This is a genomic window from Herbaspirillum sp. WKF16 (assembly GCF_028993615.1).
Taxonomy (GTDB): domain Bacteria; phylum Pseudomonadota; class Gammaproteobacteria; order Burkholderiales; family Burkholderiaceae_D; genus Herbaspirillum.
In genome coordinates, this window is sequence record NZ_CP118632.1 from 2,284,018 (window position 1) to 2,297,944 (window position 13,927).

Genomic DNA, 13,927 nt, shown 5'->3' on the forward strand with positions numbered 1-13,927 from the left:
CCCGCCGGTCGGTCAGTTTGCCGCGTCCCCGTGCGGCGTGTTGCCATTAGCAGGTTTCATGCCGGGCCGGGCGCGGATGGCAGGCGCCGTGTCCTGCCCATGAAGCGCCGCGGCGGAAATGGCGACGGCCCGCAGGGCGTGCATCGCGATTTCCGCCGCAGTCGTGGCCGGTAAAAGATCAGGCCGCGGCGGCCACCTGGTTCTGGATGAAGGCCGGGGGCGCCGGCATGCCCGGCGACACGGTGAGCACTTCAAAGCCGGTCTCGGTGACCAGCACCGTGTGTTCCCACTGCGCCGACAGGCTGCGATCCTTGGTCTTGATGGTCCAGCCGTCGCCCATTTCGCGGATTTCGCGGCGGCCGGCGTTGATCATCGGCTCCACCGTGAAGATCATGCCGGCCTCCAGCTTTTCCAGCGTGCCGGGGCGGCCGTAGTGCAGCACCTGCGGTTCCTCGTGGAAGACCCGGCCGATGCCGTGGCCGCAGAATTCGCGCACCACGCTGTAGCCGGCCTTCTCGGCGTGCTGCTGGATGACGTGGCCGATGTCGCCCAGGTGGGCGCCGGGCTTGATCTTGGAGATGCCCAGCCACATGCATTCGTAGGTGATCTCGGCCAGGCGACGCGCCAGGATCGACGGTTCGCCCAGGAAGAACATGCGGCTGGTGTCGCCGTGGTAGCCGTCCTTGATGATGGTGACGTCGATATTGAGGGCGTCGCCGTTCTTCATCACCTTGTCGCCCGGGATGCCGTGGCAGATCACGTCGTTCAACGAGGTGCAGATGGCCTTGGGGTAGGGCGTGTAGCCGGGCGGGCAGTAGTTCAGCGGGGCCGGGATAGTGCCTTGCACATTGGTCATGTACTCGTGGCACAGGCGATCGATCTCGCCGGTGGTGACGCCGGGTTTGACGAAGGGGGTGATGTAGTCCAGCACCTCGGCGGCCAGGCGGCCGGCCACGCGCATGCCTTCGATGTCTTCGGCGGTCTTGATGGTGATGTTGCCCATGGTAAATCGCAATTCGCTAGAAAATCGTCAAGAAGGAATTATAGTCGACAGGGGTATTTTCTGTCGGCCGGGCGCGCCATGGCGCGGGCCGCCGGGCAGGCACGGCCCGCGTCGCGAACCTCATGTGATGCTTGAACAAATGACGTGGACGGGGTAGAATCTCGGGCTGACCTGAAACAGTCAGGTTGGTCATGGTGATGTCATCGGGAAATGTTGTTCCCGCATTATCGTGATGATTGTTTTTTTTGAAACGCGAATCCGTTCGCCAAAAGGGTGTCCAGGCTGCATGAGCCGGATGACCGAGCGGATTCCAGACCTAACCCTGGAGAAATTCATGTCCGTTACTATGCGCGAAATGCTGGAAGCCGGTGTCCACTTCGGTCACCAAACCCGCTTCTGGAACCCCAAGATGGCCCCCTTCATTTTCGGCCATCGCAACAAGATCCACATCGTCAACCTGGAAAAGACCCTGGGCCTGTTCCAGGAAGCGCAAAAGTACGTGCGCCAGCTGTCTTCCAACCGCGGCACCATCCTGTTCGTCGGCACCAAGCGTCAAGCCCGCGAAATCCTGGCCGGCGAAGCGCAGCGCGCAGGCGTGCCTTACGTTGACCAGCGCTGGCTGGGCGGCATGCTGACCAACTTCAAGACCATCAAGACCTCGATCAAGCGCCTGAAGGACATGGAAGCTTCGATCGAAGACGGTTCGGTCGAGAAGCTGTCCAAGAAGGAAGCGCTGCTGTTCAGCCGCGAGCAGGAAAAGCTGCAAAAGGCCATCGGCGGCATCAAGGACATGGGCGGCATTCCTGACGCCATCTTCGTGATCGACGTCGGCTACCACAAGGGCGCCATCACCGAAGCCGCCAAGCTGGGCATCCCGGTCATCGGCGTGGTCGACACCAACCACTCGCCCGAAGGCGTCACCTACGTGATCCCGGGCAACGACGACTCCGCCAAGGCAATCGCCCTGTACGCTCGCGGCATGGCCGACGCCGTGCTGGAAGGCCGTGCGAATGCCGTCAACGACGTCGTCGAAGCAGTCAAGGGCGACGAGTTCGTCGAGGTCGAGCAGGCTTAATTCTGCTTCTTCCGTGCAGTACAAAAAGGGGTGACAGCGGGATTTACGCAGTGGCCCCTTTTTTTTGATTCAATTTTCGAATTTCAGGCGTTTCGCGACCTGCGAAGCGCCTTCAAGTCAGGAGAATAGTATGGCGGCAATTACCGCAGCATTGGTGGGTGAACTGCGCGCGAAGACCGACGCGCCGATGATGGAATGCAAGAAGGCGCTGACTGAAGCCGACGGCGATCTGGCCAAGGCCGAAGAGATCCTGCGCGTCAAGCTGGGCAGCAAGGCTTCCAAGGCTTCCTCGCGCATCACCGCCGAAGGCGTGATCGCGACCTACATCGCCGGCAACGTCGGCGCGCTGGTCGAAGTGAACTGCGAAACCGACTTCGTCACCAAGAACGATGAATTCATCGGCCTGGTCCAGGCCGCCGCCAAGCTGGTGGTCGAGCAGAATCCGGCCGACGTGGCTGCCCTGGGCGCCTGCAAGCTGGCCGACGGCAAGACCCTGGAAGAACTGCGCACCGAACTGATCGGCCGCATCGGCGAGAACATGTCGTTCCGCCGCTTCCAGCGCTTCGAAACCTCGGCCAAGCTGGTCTCCTACCTGCATGGCACCCGCATCGGCGTGATCGTCGAGTTCGACGGCGCCGACGAGCAAGTGGGCAAGGACGTCGCGATGCACATCGCCGCCATGAAGCCGGTGGCCCTGTCGTCCGAGCAAGTGCCGGCCGAGCTGATCGAGAAGGAACGTTCGGTCGCCGCCCTGAAGGCCGCCGAATCCGGCAAGCCGGCCGACATCGTCGCCAAGATGGTCGACGGTTCGGTGCAGAAGTACTTGAAGGAAGTCTCGCTGTTCAACCAGGCTTTCGTGAAGAACGACAAGCAAAGCGTCGAACAGATGCTCAAGGCTGCCAATTCCAACGTGAAGTCGTTCGCCATGTACGTGGTGGGCGAAGGCATCGAGAAGAAGCAGGACGACTTCGCAGCTGAAGTGGCGGCGCAAGTGGCTGCTGCGAAACAAGCTCAGTAAGCAAGCGTCATCAAGAAAACGGGCCGAGAGGCCCGTTTTTTTAAGCTGCCCCCGGAACTTTCGGGGAAAGCCGCATCTACTGTCATGGTCTTCGCGCTCCACTCGCGAAAGAGCTGGCGGCAGGTGCCAGAAAAACAATAAGGCGCGGTAGTACACTTCATGCGTCCTGGCCAGTTTCCGCGGCGATAGCGCGCCGTTTCGCCCGAGCGGGAACCGGTGTGGGAAGCGTCAATGGCAATTCAAAAATCGGATAGAACACGGAGCCCTGCAATGACAACACCTGCTTATAAGCGCGTACTCCTCAAACTTTCCGGCGAAGCACTCATGGGCGACGACGCCTACGGTATCAATCGCGCGACCATCGAACGCATGGTCGCGGATGTGGCAGAAATCAGCAAACTGGGCGTGGAGCTGGCGATCGTGATCGGCGGCGGCAACATCTTCCGCGGCGTGGCGCCGGGCGCCCAGGGCATGGATCGCGCGACCGCCGACTACATGGGCATGCTGGCCACCGTCATGAACTCGCTGGCCCTGGCCGACGCCATGCGCCAGGCCGGCCTGACCGCCCGCGTGATGTCGGCCATCGGCATCGAACAGGTGGTCGAGCCCTATGTGCGCCCCAAGGCGCTGCAATACCTGGAAGAGGGCAAGGTGGTGGTGTTCGCCGCCGGCACCGGCAACCCCTTCTTCACCACCGACACGGCTGCCGCGCTGCGCGGTTCGGAAATCGGCGCCCAAATCGTGCTCAAGGCGACCAAGGTCGACGGCGTCTACACCGCCGACCCGAAGAAGGATCCCGCCGCCACCCGCTACGCGTCGATTTCCTTCGACGAGGCCATCTCCAAGCACCTGCAGGTCATGGACGCCACCGCCTTCGCGCTGTGCCGCGACCAGAAGCTGCCGATCAAGGTGTTTTCCATCGTCAAGCCGGGCGCATTGAAGCGCGTGATCCTGGGCGAAGACGAGGGAACGCTGGTCCACGTCTGAGGCGCTGCGCGCAGATAAAACCGGCCGTGTGCCGGTATTCCCGTTTACAATGCCCGCTTTCCCATGGGCATTCGCATTCAAGACAAGTTATTGCATCAAGTTAGGAGAGCAGCATGAGTGTCGCTGACGTCAAAAAGAACAGTGAACAAAAGATGAGCAAGTCGATCGAGACGCTCAAGGCCAACCTGGCCAAGGTCCGCACCGGCCGTGCGCACACCGGCATCCTGGACCAGGTCATGGTCGACTACTACGGCAGCCCGACCGGCCTGTCGCAAGTGGCCAACCTTACCCTGATCGACGCCCGCACGATCGGCGTGCAGCCGTATGAAAAGAAGATGGTGGCCGCAGTCGAGAAGGCCATCCGCGAAGCCGACCTGGGCTTGAATCCCGCCACCCACGGCGAACTGATCCGCGTGCCGATGCCGCCGCTGACCGAAGAGCGCCGCAAGGAAATGGTCAAGCTGGTCAAGGGTGAGGCCGAAGACGCCAAGATCGCGATCCGCAACATCCGCCGCGAAGCCAACGAAGGCCTGAAGAAACTGGTCAAGGACAAGGTCGCCTCGGAAGACGACGAACGTCGCGGCCAGGACGACGTCCAGAAGCTGACCGACAAGTTCGTCGCCGAGATCGACAAGCTGGTCGGCGAGAAGGAAAAGGAAGTGATGACGGTGTGACGCCGTCCTTGCAGGGCCTGCGCGCGGCCGCCTTGTCCGCGGCCGCGCGGCACAGCATCAGAAACAAAAGGAATAATTGTGCGGCGGGCAGCGCCAAGGCTGCCGACGCAAGTGCGGCTGAGCTATCGGCCGCCTTGTTTGTCAAAGTCCCGGCAGCCCGCTACCATGGTGCGGCTCAACGCCATCAATGCACTAAATAATTTTTCATGAAGCATCAAAGCTCAACTCTTGCGGTTCCGGATATTTCCGCGGTTCCGCGCCATGTTGCCATCATCATGGACGGCAACGGGCGTTGGGCAACCAAACGATTCCTGCCGCGCGTGGCCGGTCACGCCAAGGGCGTCGATGCGGTGCGCGCCATCGTCGAGGCCTGCGCCGAGCGCGGCGTCGAATTCCTGACCCTGTTCGCCTTCAGTTCCGAGAACTGGCGTCGTCCCGCCGACGAAGTGTCGGTGCTGATGCGCCTGTTCATGACGGTGCTCGAGCGCGAAGTCGGCAAGATGTCGGCCAACGGCATTCGCCTGAAGATCGTCGGCGACATGAGTCGCTTCGATCCCAAGCTGCAGGATATGGCCGCCAAGGCCGAAGCCCAGACCGCCGGCAACAGCCGCCTGACGCTGACGGTATGCGCCAACTACGGCGGCCGCTGGGATGTCATGCAGGCGGTCTCGAAGATGATCAAGGCCAACCCCGGCGTGCCGGAGTTTGCGGAGGAGGCGCTGGCGCCTTACCTGGCGATGGCCTATGCGCCCGAGCCCGACCTCTTCATCCGCACCGGCGGCGAGCAGCGCATCTCCAATTTCCTGCTGTGGCAGCTGGCGTACAGCGAGCTGTACTTCACCGATACGTTCTGGCCCGATTTCGACGCCGCGGCGCTCGACCTGGCCATTGCCTCGTACCAACAACGCGAGCGCCGCTTCGGGCGCACCAGCGCGCAAGTGCTGGACCAGAAAAAGGCTTCCTGATGCTAAAGACGCGCGTCATCACGGCGTTGATCCTGCTGGCGATCCTGTTGCCGATCCTGTACTTCGATTACTTCCCGGCGTTCGCCATGGCCGCGCTGGTGTTCTTCGCGGCCGGCGCCTGGGAATGTTTCCGCCTGTTCAAGAGCCCGCGCCCGGCGGTGTGGGCGGTGGCGTGGACGCTGGTGTTCTGCGTGATCCTGTTCTTCAGCGGCCTGCCCAGCGTGCGTCCGCTGTATGTGCTGTGCGTGGTGCTGTGGGCGATACGCTTCACGCCCGCGCTGGCGCTGGGCCTGCCCAAGGCCGAGGTGTTCGCCAACCGGCTGTTGAACGGCACCTACATGCTCTCCATCTTGGGTTGCTTCGTGGCCATCGTCGACCTGTTCCAGCGCTCGCCGCTGTACTTGCTGTCGGTCATGGCGGTGGTCTGGGTGGCCGACATCGGCGCTTACTTCTCCGGCAAGGGCTTCGGCCGCCACAAGCTGGCGCCGTCGATTTCACCGGGCAAGTCCTGGGAAGGCGCCATCGGCGGCTGGCTCGCGGTGCTGGTGATTTCGGCCGCGGTGGCGATGTCGGTCAGCCTGGGCGAGACCTTCCAGCTGCGCCTGTTCGACCGCTGGGGATGGCTGGCCTTTGTCGCGGCGCTTACCGTGATGGTCGCCGCCAGCGTGGTGGGCGACCTGTTCGAGTCGCAATTGAAGCGCCGCGCCGGCATGAAGGACAGCAGCAACCTGCTGCCCGGCCATGGCGGCGTGCTCGACCGCATCGATGCCCTCATTCCCGTGCTGCCGCTGGCGGCACTGATCGATCTCTGGCTGGCGGCTGCGTAAGCGCCGCCGGCTCACTCCCGGAAATTCCATGCAGTCCATCAGCATCCTCGGCTCCACCGGTTCCATCGGCGTCTCCACGCTGGACGTCATCGCCCGGCATCCCGATCGCTACCGCGTCCATGCCCTGAGCGCCCACGCGCGGGTGGCCGAGCTGGCGGCGCAGTGCGAGCGCTTCCGTCCGCGGGTCGCCGTGGTCGGCTCGGCCGCCGCGGCCGCCGAGCTGGAGGCGCTGCTGCGCGCCAGGGAGGTCGCCACCGACGTGGCCTACGGCCCGCAGGCGCTGTGCGATATCGCTTCTGCCGACGGCTGCGACATGGTCATGGCCGCGATTGTCGGCGCCGCGGGCCTGGCCTCGACCCTGGCGGCGGCGCGGGCCGGCAAGAAGATCTTGCTGGCCAACAAGGAGGCGCTGGTGATCTCCGGGCAACTGCTGATGGATGCGGTGGCCGCCAACGGCGCCAGCCTGCTGCCCATCGACAGCGAACACAACGCCATCTTCCAGTGCCTGCCGCCGGGCTACACCCGTTCGCTGCCGGCGCACGGCGTGGAGCGCATCCTGCTGACCGCTTCCGGCGGCCCGTTCCTGACCCGCGACGTCGCCACCCTCAACGAGGTCACCGTGGAAGAGGCGGTGGCGCATCCGAAGTGGGTCATGGGGCGCAAGATCTCGGTGGACTCCGCCACCATGATGAACAAGGGCCTGGAAGTGATCGAGGCGCACTGGCTGTTCGGCGCGCCGGCCGACAAGATCGAGGTGGTCATCCATCCGCAAAGCGTGATCCATTCGATGGTGTCCTATGTCGACGGCTCGGTGCTGGCGCAGTTGGGCAACCCCGACATGCGCACGCCCATCGCCAATGCGCTGGCCTATCCCGAGCGCATCGCCTCGGGCGTGGCGCCGCTGGACCTGGCGCAGATCGCCCGGCTGTCGTTCAGCCAGCCCGACCTGCAGCGCTTTCCCTGCCTGAAACTGGCGTATGATGCCTTGCGCGCGGGCGGCACGCTGGCTGCCGTCCTGAACGCGGCCAACGAGGTCGCCGTGCAAGCCTTCCTCGACCGCAGGATCGGGTTCAGGAAGATCGACCAACTGATAGAACGGGTCATGTCCGCGATTCCCAACCGCCAGGCGGCCGACATCGGCGCGCTGCTGGAGCAGGATGCCGCGGCGCGCGCCCATGCCGAAGCCCTGATTTCACAATGACCCTGCTGCACACCCTGCTGGCCTTCTTCGTCGCCCTCGGCACCCTGGTCGTGGTGCACGAGCTGGGGCATTACCTGGTCGCCCGCTGGTGCGGCGTGAAGGTGCTGCGTTTTTCGGTGGGCATGGGGCGGGTGATCTGGTCGCGCCGCTTCGGCCGCGACCGCACCGAATGGGCGCTGTCCATCCTGCCGCTGGGCGGCTACGTGAAGATGCTCGACGCCCGCGAGCAGGACCTGCAGGACATCCCCCCGGAAGACCTCAAGCGCGAATTCACCCGCCAGTCGGTGTGGCGCCGCATCGCCATCGTGGCGGCCGGCCCGATCGCCAACTTCCTGCTGGCGATCCTGCTGTTCGCCGGGCTGTACATGCATGGGGTGCCCGAGCCGGTGCCCACGCTACGCGGCGCCGAGCAGCAGACTGCCGCCTGGCAGGCCGGCTTGCGCGCCGGCGACCGCATCACGGCCATCAACGGCGCGCCGGTGCAGGTCTGGTCGGAGGTGCGCTGGAAACTGATGCAACTGGTGCTGGAAAAGGCCGATGCACGGGTGGATGTCGAGCGCCTGAACCCGAACGGGGAGGGCAAGCTGCTCAACAGCGTCACGCTGCGCCTGGACGGCGTCAGCAGCAATGAACTGGAAGGCGATTTCCTGGCCAAGCTGGGCCTGGCGCTGGCGCGCCCGCCGGCGGTGCTGGGCAAGATCATGGACGGCCCGGCCAAGGCGGCCGGGCTGCAGACCAGCGACCGCATCCTGGCCATCGACGGCGCGCCGGTGCGCGACGGCCTGGCCTTCGTCGAGAAGGTGCGCGAGTCGGCCGGCAAGAGCCTGGCGCTGCACGGCATGCGTGGCGCTTCCGCCTTCGACGTGACGGTGGTGCCGGAGAGCGTCGAGGACGGCGCCGAGGGCCGCCGCATCGGCCGCATCAAGGTCGAGGTGCCGCTGGCGCCGGAGATGGCGACCGTCAGCGACGGTCCGCTGGAAGCCGTCGCCAAGGGCGCGCGCCGCACCTGGGACACCAGCGTGATGACCATCAAGATGATCGGCAAGATGATCGTCGGGCAGGTCTCCCTGAAGAACATCACCGGCCCCATCACCATCGCCGATTACGCAGGGCAGACTGCGCGCGTGGGCCTGGTCAGCTACCTGAGCTTCCTGGCTTTCATCAGCATCAGCCTGGGCGTGATGAATCTCTTGCCGATCCCGGTTTTAGATGGCGGTCATTTGCTGTATTATGCGCTGGAGATTTTGACAGGGCGGCCCGTTTCCGAGCGGTTTGGGGAAATCGCGCAGCGCGCCGGCCTGGGAATACTGATGGCGCTGATGCTCGTGGCCGCTTTCAACGACATCGTGCGCTTGATGTTCCAAGGATAGATCCGGCCTCTTGCCGGCCTTTGCGATGCGAGTCGCGGGAGCCGGCGAAAAAGACCGGATTTTTTACATTTGCCGGCCAACCCCGATGGCAGTTGTTAAGCAATTGGCAATGGATTGCGATCCGTTTTCAATTGCTTACCAGCATCATGTCAGGCAGTGCCGCGGCTAAAACACTGTTGATGAACGATAGATGAAATTACACCCTGCGCAATATCCCATCCCGACAATCTCCCGTCGCCTGATCGCCGCAGCCGCGTTCGCCCTGTGCTCCAGCCAGGCCATGGCGGCGGCGCCTTTCGTGGTCAAGGACATCCGCGTCGAAGGCATCCAGCGCACCGAAGCCGGCACCGTCTTCAGCTACCTGCCGGTGCGCGTGGGCGACACCTTCACCGATGAAAAGGGCACTGCGGCCATCAAGGCGCTGTACGCGACCGGCTTCTTCCGGGATGTGCGCATCGAAGCCGAAGGCGACGTGCTGGTGGTGCAGGTGGTCGAGCGGCCGGCGATCGCCAGCGTCGACTTCTCGGGCATCAAGGAATTCGACAAGGAACAGCTGACCAAGGCGTTGAAGGAAATCGGCGTGGCCGACTCCCGCATCTTCGACCGCTCCCAGGTGGACCGCGCCGAGCAGGAGCTCAAGCGCCAGTACCTGTCGCGCGGCCTGTATGGCGCCAAGGTGTCGACCACCGTGACCCCGGTGGAGCGCAATCGCGTGGCCATCACCTTCACCGTGGACGAAGGCGAGGTTTCGCGCATCAAGCAGATCAGCTTCGTCGGCAACAAGGTGTTCTCCGACGGCACCCTGCGCGACCAGATCAAGCTGACCACGCCGGGCTGGTTCACCTGGTACACCAAGGCCGACCAGTATTCCAAGGAAAAGCTGCAGGGCGACATCGAGACCCTGCGTTCCTACTACCTGGATCGCGGCTACCTGGAGATGCAGGTCGAGTCCACCCAGGTCTCGATCACGCCGGACAAGAAGGACATCTACGTCACCGTCAACATCAAGGAAGGTGAGAAATACACCGTTTCCGGCGTCAAGCTGGAAGGCGAGATGTTCGGCATGGACCAGGAGCTGGCCTCGCTGGTGCAGCTGAAGAAGGGCGACGTCTACTCGGGCTCCAAGCTCACCGACAGCACCAAGAAGATCAGCGAGCGCATGGGCAACTTCGGCTACGCGTTCGCCAACGTGAACGCCAACCCGAACGTCGACCGCGAGAAGAAGGAAGTCGCCTTCACGATCATGATCGACCCGGGCAAGCGGGTCTACGTGCGCCACATCAACATCGCCGGCAATACCAAGACCCGCGATGAAGTGATCCGCCGCGAATTCCGCCAGTTCGAGGATTCCTGGTACGACGGCGAGAAGATCAAGCTCTCGCGCGACCGCGTGGACCGCCTCGGCTACTTCAAGGAAGTCACCGTTGACACGCCGGAAGTGGCGGGCGCCAACGACCAGGTGGACGTCAACATGAAGGTCGAGGAAAAGCCGACCGGCAACATCATGGTCGGCGCCGGCTTCTCGCAGGCCGACAAGGTCAGCCTGACCGGCTCGATCTCGCAGGAAAACGCATTCGGCAGCGGCAACACCGTGGGCATCGACGTCAACACCAGCTCGCGCTACCGCACGATCTCGGTGTCGACCACCAATCCTTACTTCACCGACGACGGCATCAGCCGCACCTACGAAGTCTACCTGCGCACGATCCGTCCGTCGGTCTATGCCACCGGCGACTACCGCGTCAAGACCCTGGGCGGCAGCGTCAAGTTCGGCGTGCCGTTCTCGGAACTGGACCGCGTGTTCTTCGGCGTTGGCCTCGAAAGCACGCAGGTCAGCACCGACTACACCAGCCCGTCGCTGTACCGCCAGTATGTGCGCGACTTCGGCGGCAACGGCGGCGCAGGTTGCAACGTTTCCTCCGACCTGACCTCGGCTGCGACTTGCGGCATCGGCAGCACCACCACGCTGTCCATCCCCTTGACCGTGGCGTGGCAGCGCGACGGCCGCGACAGCGCCCTGGTGCCGACCACCGGCCAGTACATGCGCGCCAACCTGGAAGTGTCGACGCTGGGTTCGCTGAAGTACTATCGCGCCAGCTACCAGCACCAGTATTTCCAACCGTTCTTCAGCAAGGCCGTGACGCTGGCGCTGAACGGCGAGTTCGACTACGGCCGCGGCTTCGGCGGCAAGCCGTATCCGGTGTTCAAGAACTACTACGCCGGCGGCATGGGCACCGTGCGCGGCTATGAGGCATCGTCGCTGGGTAGCCTGAAAGACCAGTACGGCGACTCGATGGGCGGCGCCTCGCGCCTGTACGGCAATGCGGAGTTACAATTCCCGTTCCCGGGCTCGGGCCAGGACCGTACACTGCGCTGGTTCACCTTCTTCGACGGCGGCAACGTCTTCGCCGATCGCCAGAGCATCCAGTTCAGCGACCTGCGCTATTCGGCAGGCGTGGGCATCAGCTGGGTGTCGCCGATCGGTCCGCTGAAGCTGAGCTACGGCAAGCCGTTGAACCTGAAGGACGGCGACAAGTCTCAAACCTTCCAGTTCCAACTGGGTACCGGCTTCTAAGCCGGGCATTATTGAATTCTGTATTACGGAGAACAACCTTGAAGTTCATGACCAAATCGTTCCTGACCCTGCAAACCATCGTGATGGCGGCCTGCCTGATGAGCGCCGCAGCTGTTCAAGCGCAGGAAAGCTCGAAGATCGCCTTCGTCAGCACCGAGCGCATCTTCCGTGAAGCGGTGCCCGCCAAGGCTGCGCAAACCAAGCTGGAAGCCGAGTTCGCCAAGCGCGACCGCGAGCTGCAGGATATGGCGGCACGCCTGAAGACCCAGTCCGAAAAGCTGGACAAGGATTCCACCGTGCTGTCGGATTCCGACCGCGCCAAGCGCCAGCGCGACCTGTCCGACCTGGACAAGGAATTCCAGCGCAAGCAGCGCGAATTCCGCGAAGACCTGAACCAGCGCCGCAACGAAGAGCTGGCCGTGGTCCTGGAGCGCACCAACAAGGTGATTCGCCAGATCGCCGAGGCTGAGAAGTACGACATCGTCTTCCAGGAAGCGGTTTACGCCAGCAAGCGCATCGACATCACCGACAAGGTGCTGAAAGAACTGGCCAAGTAACAGCTGGGCACCGGATGCGGGCGCGAGGGCGGTGACGCCTTCGCGCCCGCATGCCGCTTGAAGGGCCGCAGCGTTGTGCCGTCCGGCGCGGCGCTGCGGCAGTTGAGTATTGAAGCAAGGCATATCAATCGGAAGGCCAAGATGAGTATCCGGCTGGCACAATTGGTGGAGCGCCTGGGCGGTCAGTTGAAGGGCGATGCGGACCTCGCGGTCCATGGCATCGCGCCGCTGGACGCCGCGGGCTCGACCCATATCACCTTCCTCTCCAATCCCAAGTTCCGCGCGCAGGCCGACCAGACCCAGGCGGCCGCGCTGATCCTGTCCGAAGCGGACGACGCCCAGGTGCAGGCCTACGGCGGCGCCCGTATCGTCGTCAAGAATCCTTACGCCTACTTTGCCCGCGCGGCCCAGCTGTTCCAGGCGCAGGCCGAGGTGGCGCTGCCGGCCGGCGTGCATGCCAGCGCGGTGGTCGATCCTTCGGCGGCGGTGGCCGCCGGCGCGGTGATCGGGCCGCATGTGGTGATCGAAGCCGGCGCGGTGATCGGCGAGCGCGCGCGCATCGACGCCGGCAGCTTCATCGGCCGCGGAGCCGTGGTGGGCGAGGACACGCATTTCCACGCCCGGGCTACGCTGCACCACGGCTGCCATATCGGCGCACGCGGCATCGTCCATTCGGGCGCGGTGATCGGCGCCGACGGTTTCGGTTTCGCCAACGAGGCGGGGCAGTGGATCAAGATTCCCCAGGTGGGACGCGTGATGATCGGCGACGACGTCGAAATCGGCGCCAACACCACCATCGACCGCGGCGCCCTGGCCGATACGGTGATCGAGGAGGGCGTCAAGCTCGACAACCAGATCCAGATCGCCCACAACTGCCATATCGGCGCGCACACGGCCATCGCCGCCTGCGCCGGCATCGCCGGCAGCGCCAGGATCGGCAAATATTGCTCCATCGGCGGCGCAGCCATGATCCATGGCCATATCACCATCGTCGACCGGGTGCACGTCTCGGCCGGTACGCTGGCGCTGCGCTCCATCCTTGAGCCAGGGCAATACACAGGCTTCTATCCCATCACCGAACACCGGGATTGGGAAAAATCCGCCGCATTGGTGCGCAATCTGGGCGCGATGCGTGAGAAAATCCGGGCGTTGGAAAAAACGCTGAAAACGCTTAACCCGAATCAAGAAGAGAATGAATAGCCTCGACATCAATCAAATCAAACAGTACCTGCCGCATCGCTATCCGCTGCTGCTGGTGGACCGCGTGCTGGACTGGGAGAGCGGCAAGACGATCACCGCCATCAAGAACGTGACCGTCAATGAAGAGTTCTTCAACGGCCACTTCCCGCACAAGCCGGTGATGCCGGGCGTGCTGATGATCGAGGCGCTGGCGCAGACTGCCGCGCTGCTGTCCTTCCTCACCGAAGGCCGCAAGCCCGACGAGAACACCGTGGTCTATTTCGTCGGCATCGACAATGCCCGCTTCAAGCGTCCGGTCGAGCCGGGCGACCAGCTGAAGATGGAAGTGACCATCACCCGCCGCGCGCGCGGCATCTGGAAGTACACCGCGGTCGCCACCGTGGATGGCCAGGTGGCGGTCGAGGGCGACCTGATGTGCACCATGCGCAGCGCCGCCGACGCCAGCCAGAGCGCCTGAGCAGGTTTCGGCATATGC

General features: G+C 63.7%; 13 protein-coding genes. 12 read left to right on the forward strand and 1 reads right to left on the reverse strand.

Features of this window, described 5'->3' with window-relative positions; all coding sequences use genetic code 11:
* Positions 1–178: 178 nt before the first annotated feature.
* Complete coding sequence (gene map / locus Herbaro_RS10430) at positions 179–1,003, reverse strand: type I methionyl aminopeptidase (RefSeq protein ID WP_275013750.1); 825 nt, start codon at positions 1,001–1,003, stop codon at positions 179–181.
* A gap of 334 nt (positions 1,004–1,337) precedes the next feature.
* Here map and rpsB point away from each other — a divergent pair, with 334 nt between their 5' ends.
* The 12 genes from rpsB to fabZ all read left to right on the forward strand — a co-directional run bounded on the left by rpsB (position 1,338) and on the right by fabZ (position 13,909).
* Positions 1,338–2,078 (forward strand): 30S ribosomal protein S2, encoded by a 741-nt coding sequence (gene rpsB / locus Herbaro_RS10435; protein ID WP_275013751.1) that lies wholly within the window; start codon positions 1,338–1,340, stop codon positions 2,076–2,078.
* Between the two features lie 130 nt (positions 2,079–2,208).
* Positions 2,209–3,096 carry a translation elongation factor Ts gene (gene tsf, locus Herbaro_RS10440; RefSeq protein WP_275013752.1) on the forward strand — a complete coding sequence of 296 codons (888 nt, stop codon included), beginning with the start codon at positions 2,209–2,211 and terminating at the stop codon, positions 3,094–3,096.
* 270 nt (positions 3,097–3,366) lie between these two features.
* Positions 3,367–4,083: a UMP kinase gene (gene pyrH, locus Herbaro_RS10445; RefSeq protein ID WP_275013753.1), complete on the forward strand. Its 717-nt coding sequence runs from the start codon at positions 3,367–3,369 to the stop codon at positions 4,081–4,083.
* A 113-nt stretch (positions 4,084–4,196) separates the two neighbouring features.
* Complete coding sequence (frr, locus tag Herbaro_RS10450; protein ID WP_275013754.1) at positions 4,197–4,757, forward strand: ribosome recycling factor; 561 nt, start codon at positions 4,197–4,199, stop codon at positions 4,755–4,757.
* Positions 4,758–4,963: 206 nt separating this feature from the next.
* Positions 4,964–5,722: a polyprenyl diphosphate synthase gene (uppS, locus tag Herbaro_RS10455; protein ID WP_275013755.1), complete on the forward strand. Its 759-nt coding sequence runs from the start codon at positions 4,964–4,966 to the stop codon at positions 5,720–5,722.
* Positions 5,722–6,549, forward strand: coding sequence for a phosphatidate cytidylyltransferase (locus Herbaro_RS10460; RefSeq protein ID WP_275013756.1), 828 nt, complete (start codon positions 5,722–5,724; stop codon positions 6,547–6,549). The genes uppS and Herbaro_RS10460 overlap by 1 nt, the downstream gene beginning before the upstream one ends.
* A 28-nt stretch (positions 6,550–6,577) precedes the next feature.
* Positions 6,578–7,750, forward strand: coding sequence for a 1-deoxy-D-xylulose-5-phosphate reductoisomerase (ispC, locus tag Herbaro_RS10465; RefSeq protein WP_275013757.1), 1,173 nt, complete (start codon positions 6,578–6,580; stop codon positions 7,748–7,750).
* Positions 7,747–9,120, forward strand: coding sequence for an RIP metalloprotease RseP (gene rseP / locus Herbaro_RS10470; RefSeq protein ID WP_275013758.1), 1,374 nt, complete (start codon positions 7,747–7,749; stop codon positions 9,118–9,120). The genes ispC and rseP overlap by 4 nt, the downstream gene beginning before the upstream one ends.
* Positions 9,121–9,310: 190 nt before the next feature.
* Positions 9,311–11,695 carry an outer membrane protein assembly factor BamA gene (bamA, locus tag Herbaro_RS10475; protein ID WP_275013759.1) on the forward strand — a complete coding sequence of 795 codons (2,385 nt, stop codon included), beginning with the start codon at positions 9,311–9,313 and terminating at the stop codon, positions 11,693–11,695.
* Positions 11,696–11,778: 83 nt separating this feature from the next.
* The gene (locus Herbaro_RS10480; RefSeq protein WP_275014000.1) at positions 11,779–12,252 is read left to right on the forward strand and encodes an OmpH/Skp family outer membrane protein; all 474 of its coding nucleotides are present in this window, start codon (positions 11,779–11,781) and stop codon (positions 12,250–12,252) included.
* A 141-nt stretch (positions 12,253–12,393) separates the two neighbouring features.
* Positions 12,394–13,452, forward strand: a complete 1,059-nt coding sequence (gene lpxD, locus Herbaro_RS10485; protein ID WP_275013760.1) for a UDP-3-O-(3-hydroxymyristoyl)glucosamine N-acyltransferase — start codon at positions 12,394–12,396, stop codon at positions 13,450–13,452.
* A complete protein-coding gene (gene fabZ, locus Herbaro_RS10490; protein ID WP_275013761.1) occupies positions 13,445–13,909 on the forward strand; it encodes a 3-hydroxyacyl-ACP dehydratase FabZ in 465 nt (154 codons plus the stop codon). The genes lpxD and fabZ overlap by 8 nt, the downstream gene beginning before the upstream one ends.
* Positions 13,910–13,927 lie beyond the last annotated feature (18 nt).

What these genes read in the sequence shown, in the direction of transcription:
- map (WP_275013750.1), bottom strand. Translation starts at nt 1,003, where the DNA reads ATGGGCAACATCACCATCAAGACCGCCGAAGACATCGAAGGCATGCGC.
- Herbaro_RS10480 (WP_275014000.1), top strand. Translation starts at nt 11,779, where the DNA reads ATGGCGGCCTGCCTGATGAGCGCCGCAGCTGTTCAAGCGCAGGAAAGC.
- lpxD (WP_275013760.1), top strand. Translation starts at nt 12,394, where the DNA reads ATGAGTATCCGGCTGGCACAATTGGTGGAGCGCCTGGGCGGTCAGTTG.
- Herbaro_RS10460 (WP_275013756.1), top strand. Translation starts at nt 5,722, where the DNA reads ATGCTAAAGACGCGCGTCATCACGGCGTTGATCCTGCTGGCGATCCTG.
- rpsB (WP_275013751.1), top strand. Translation starts at nt 1,338, where the DNA reads ATGTCCGTTACTATGCGCGAAATGCTGGAAGCCGGTGTCCACTTCGGT.
- ispC (WP_275013757.1), top strand. Translation starts at nt 6,578, where the DNA reads ATGCAGTCCATCAGCATCCTCGGCTCCACCGGTTCCATCGGCGTCTCC.
- frr (WP_275013754.1), top strand. Translation starts at nt 4,197, where the DNA reads ATGAGTGTCGCTGACGTCAAAAAGAACAGTGAACAAAAGATGAGCAAG.
- bamA (WP_275013759.1), top strand. Translation starts at nt 9,311, where the DNA reads ATGAAATTACACCCTGCGCAATATCCCATCCCGACAATCTCCCGTCGC.
- fabZ (WP_275013761.1), top strand. Translation starts at nt 13,445, where the DNA reads ATGAATAGCCTCGACATCAATCAAATCAAACAGTACCTGCCGCATCGC.
- uppS (WP_275013755.1), top strand. Translation starts at nt 4,964, where the DNA reads ATGAAGCATCAAAGCTCAACTCTTGCGGTTCCGGATATTTCCGCGGTT.
- tsf (WP_275013752.1), top strand. Translation starts at nt 2,209, where the DNA reads ATGGCGGCAATTACCGCAGCATTGGTGGGTGAACTGCGCGCGAAGACC.
- pyrH (WP_275013753.1), top strand. Translation starts at nt 3,367, where the DNA reads ATGACAACACCTGCTTATAAGCGCGTACTCCTCAAACTTTCCGGCGAA.
- rseP (WP_275013758.1), top strand. Translation starts at nt 7,747, where the DNA reads ATGACCCTGCTGCACACCCTGCTGGCCTTCTTCGTCGCCCTCGGCACC.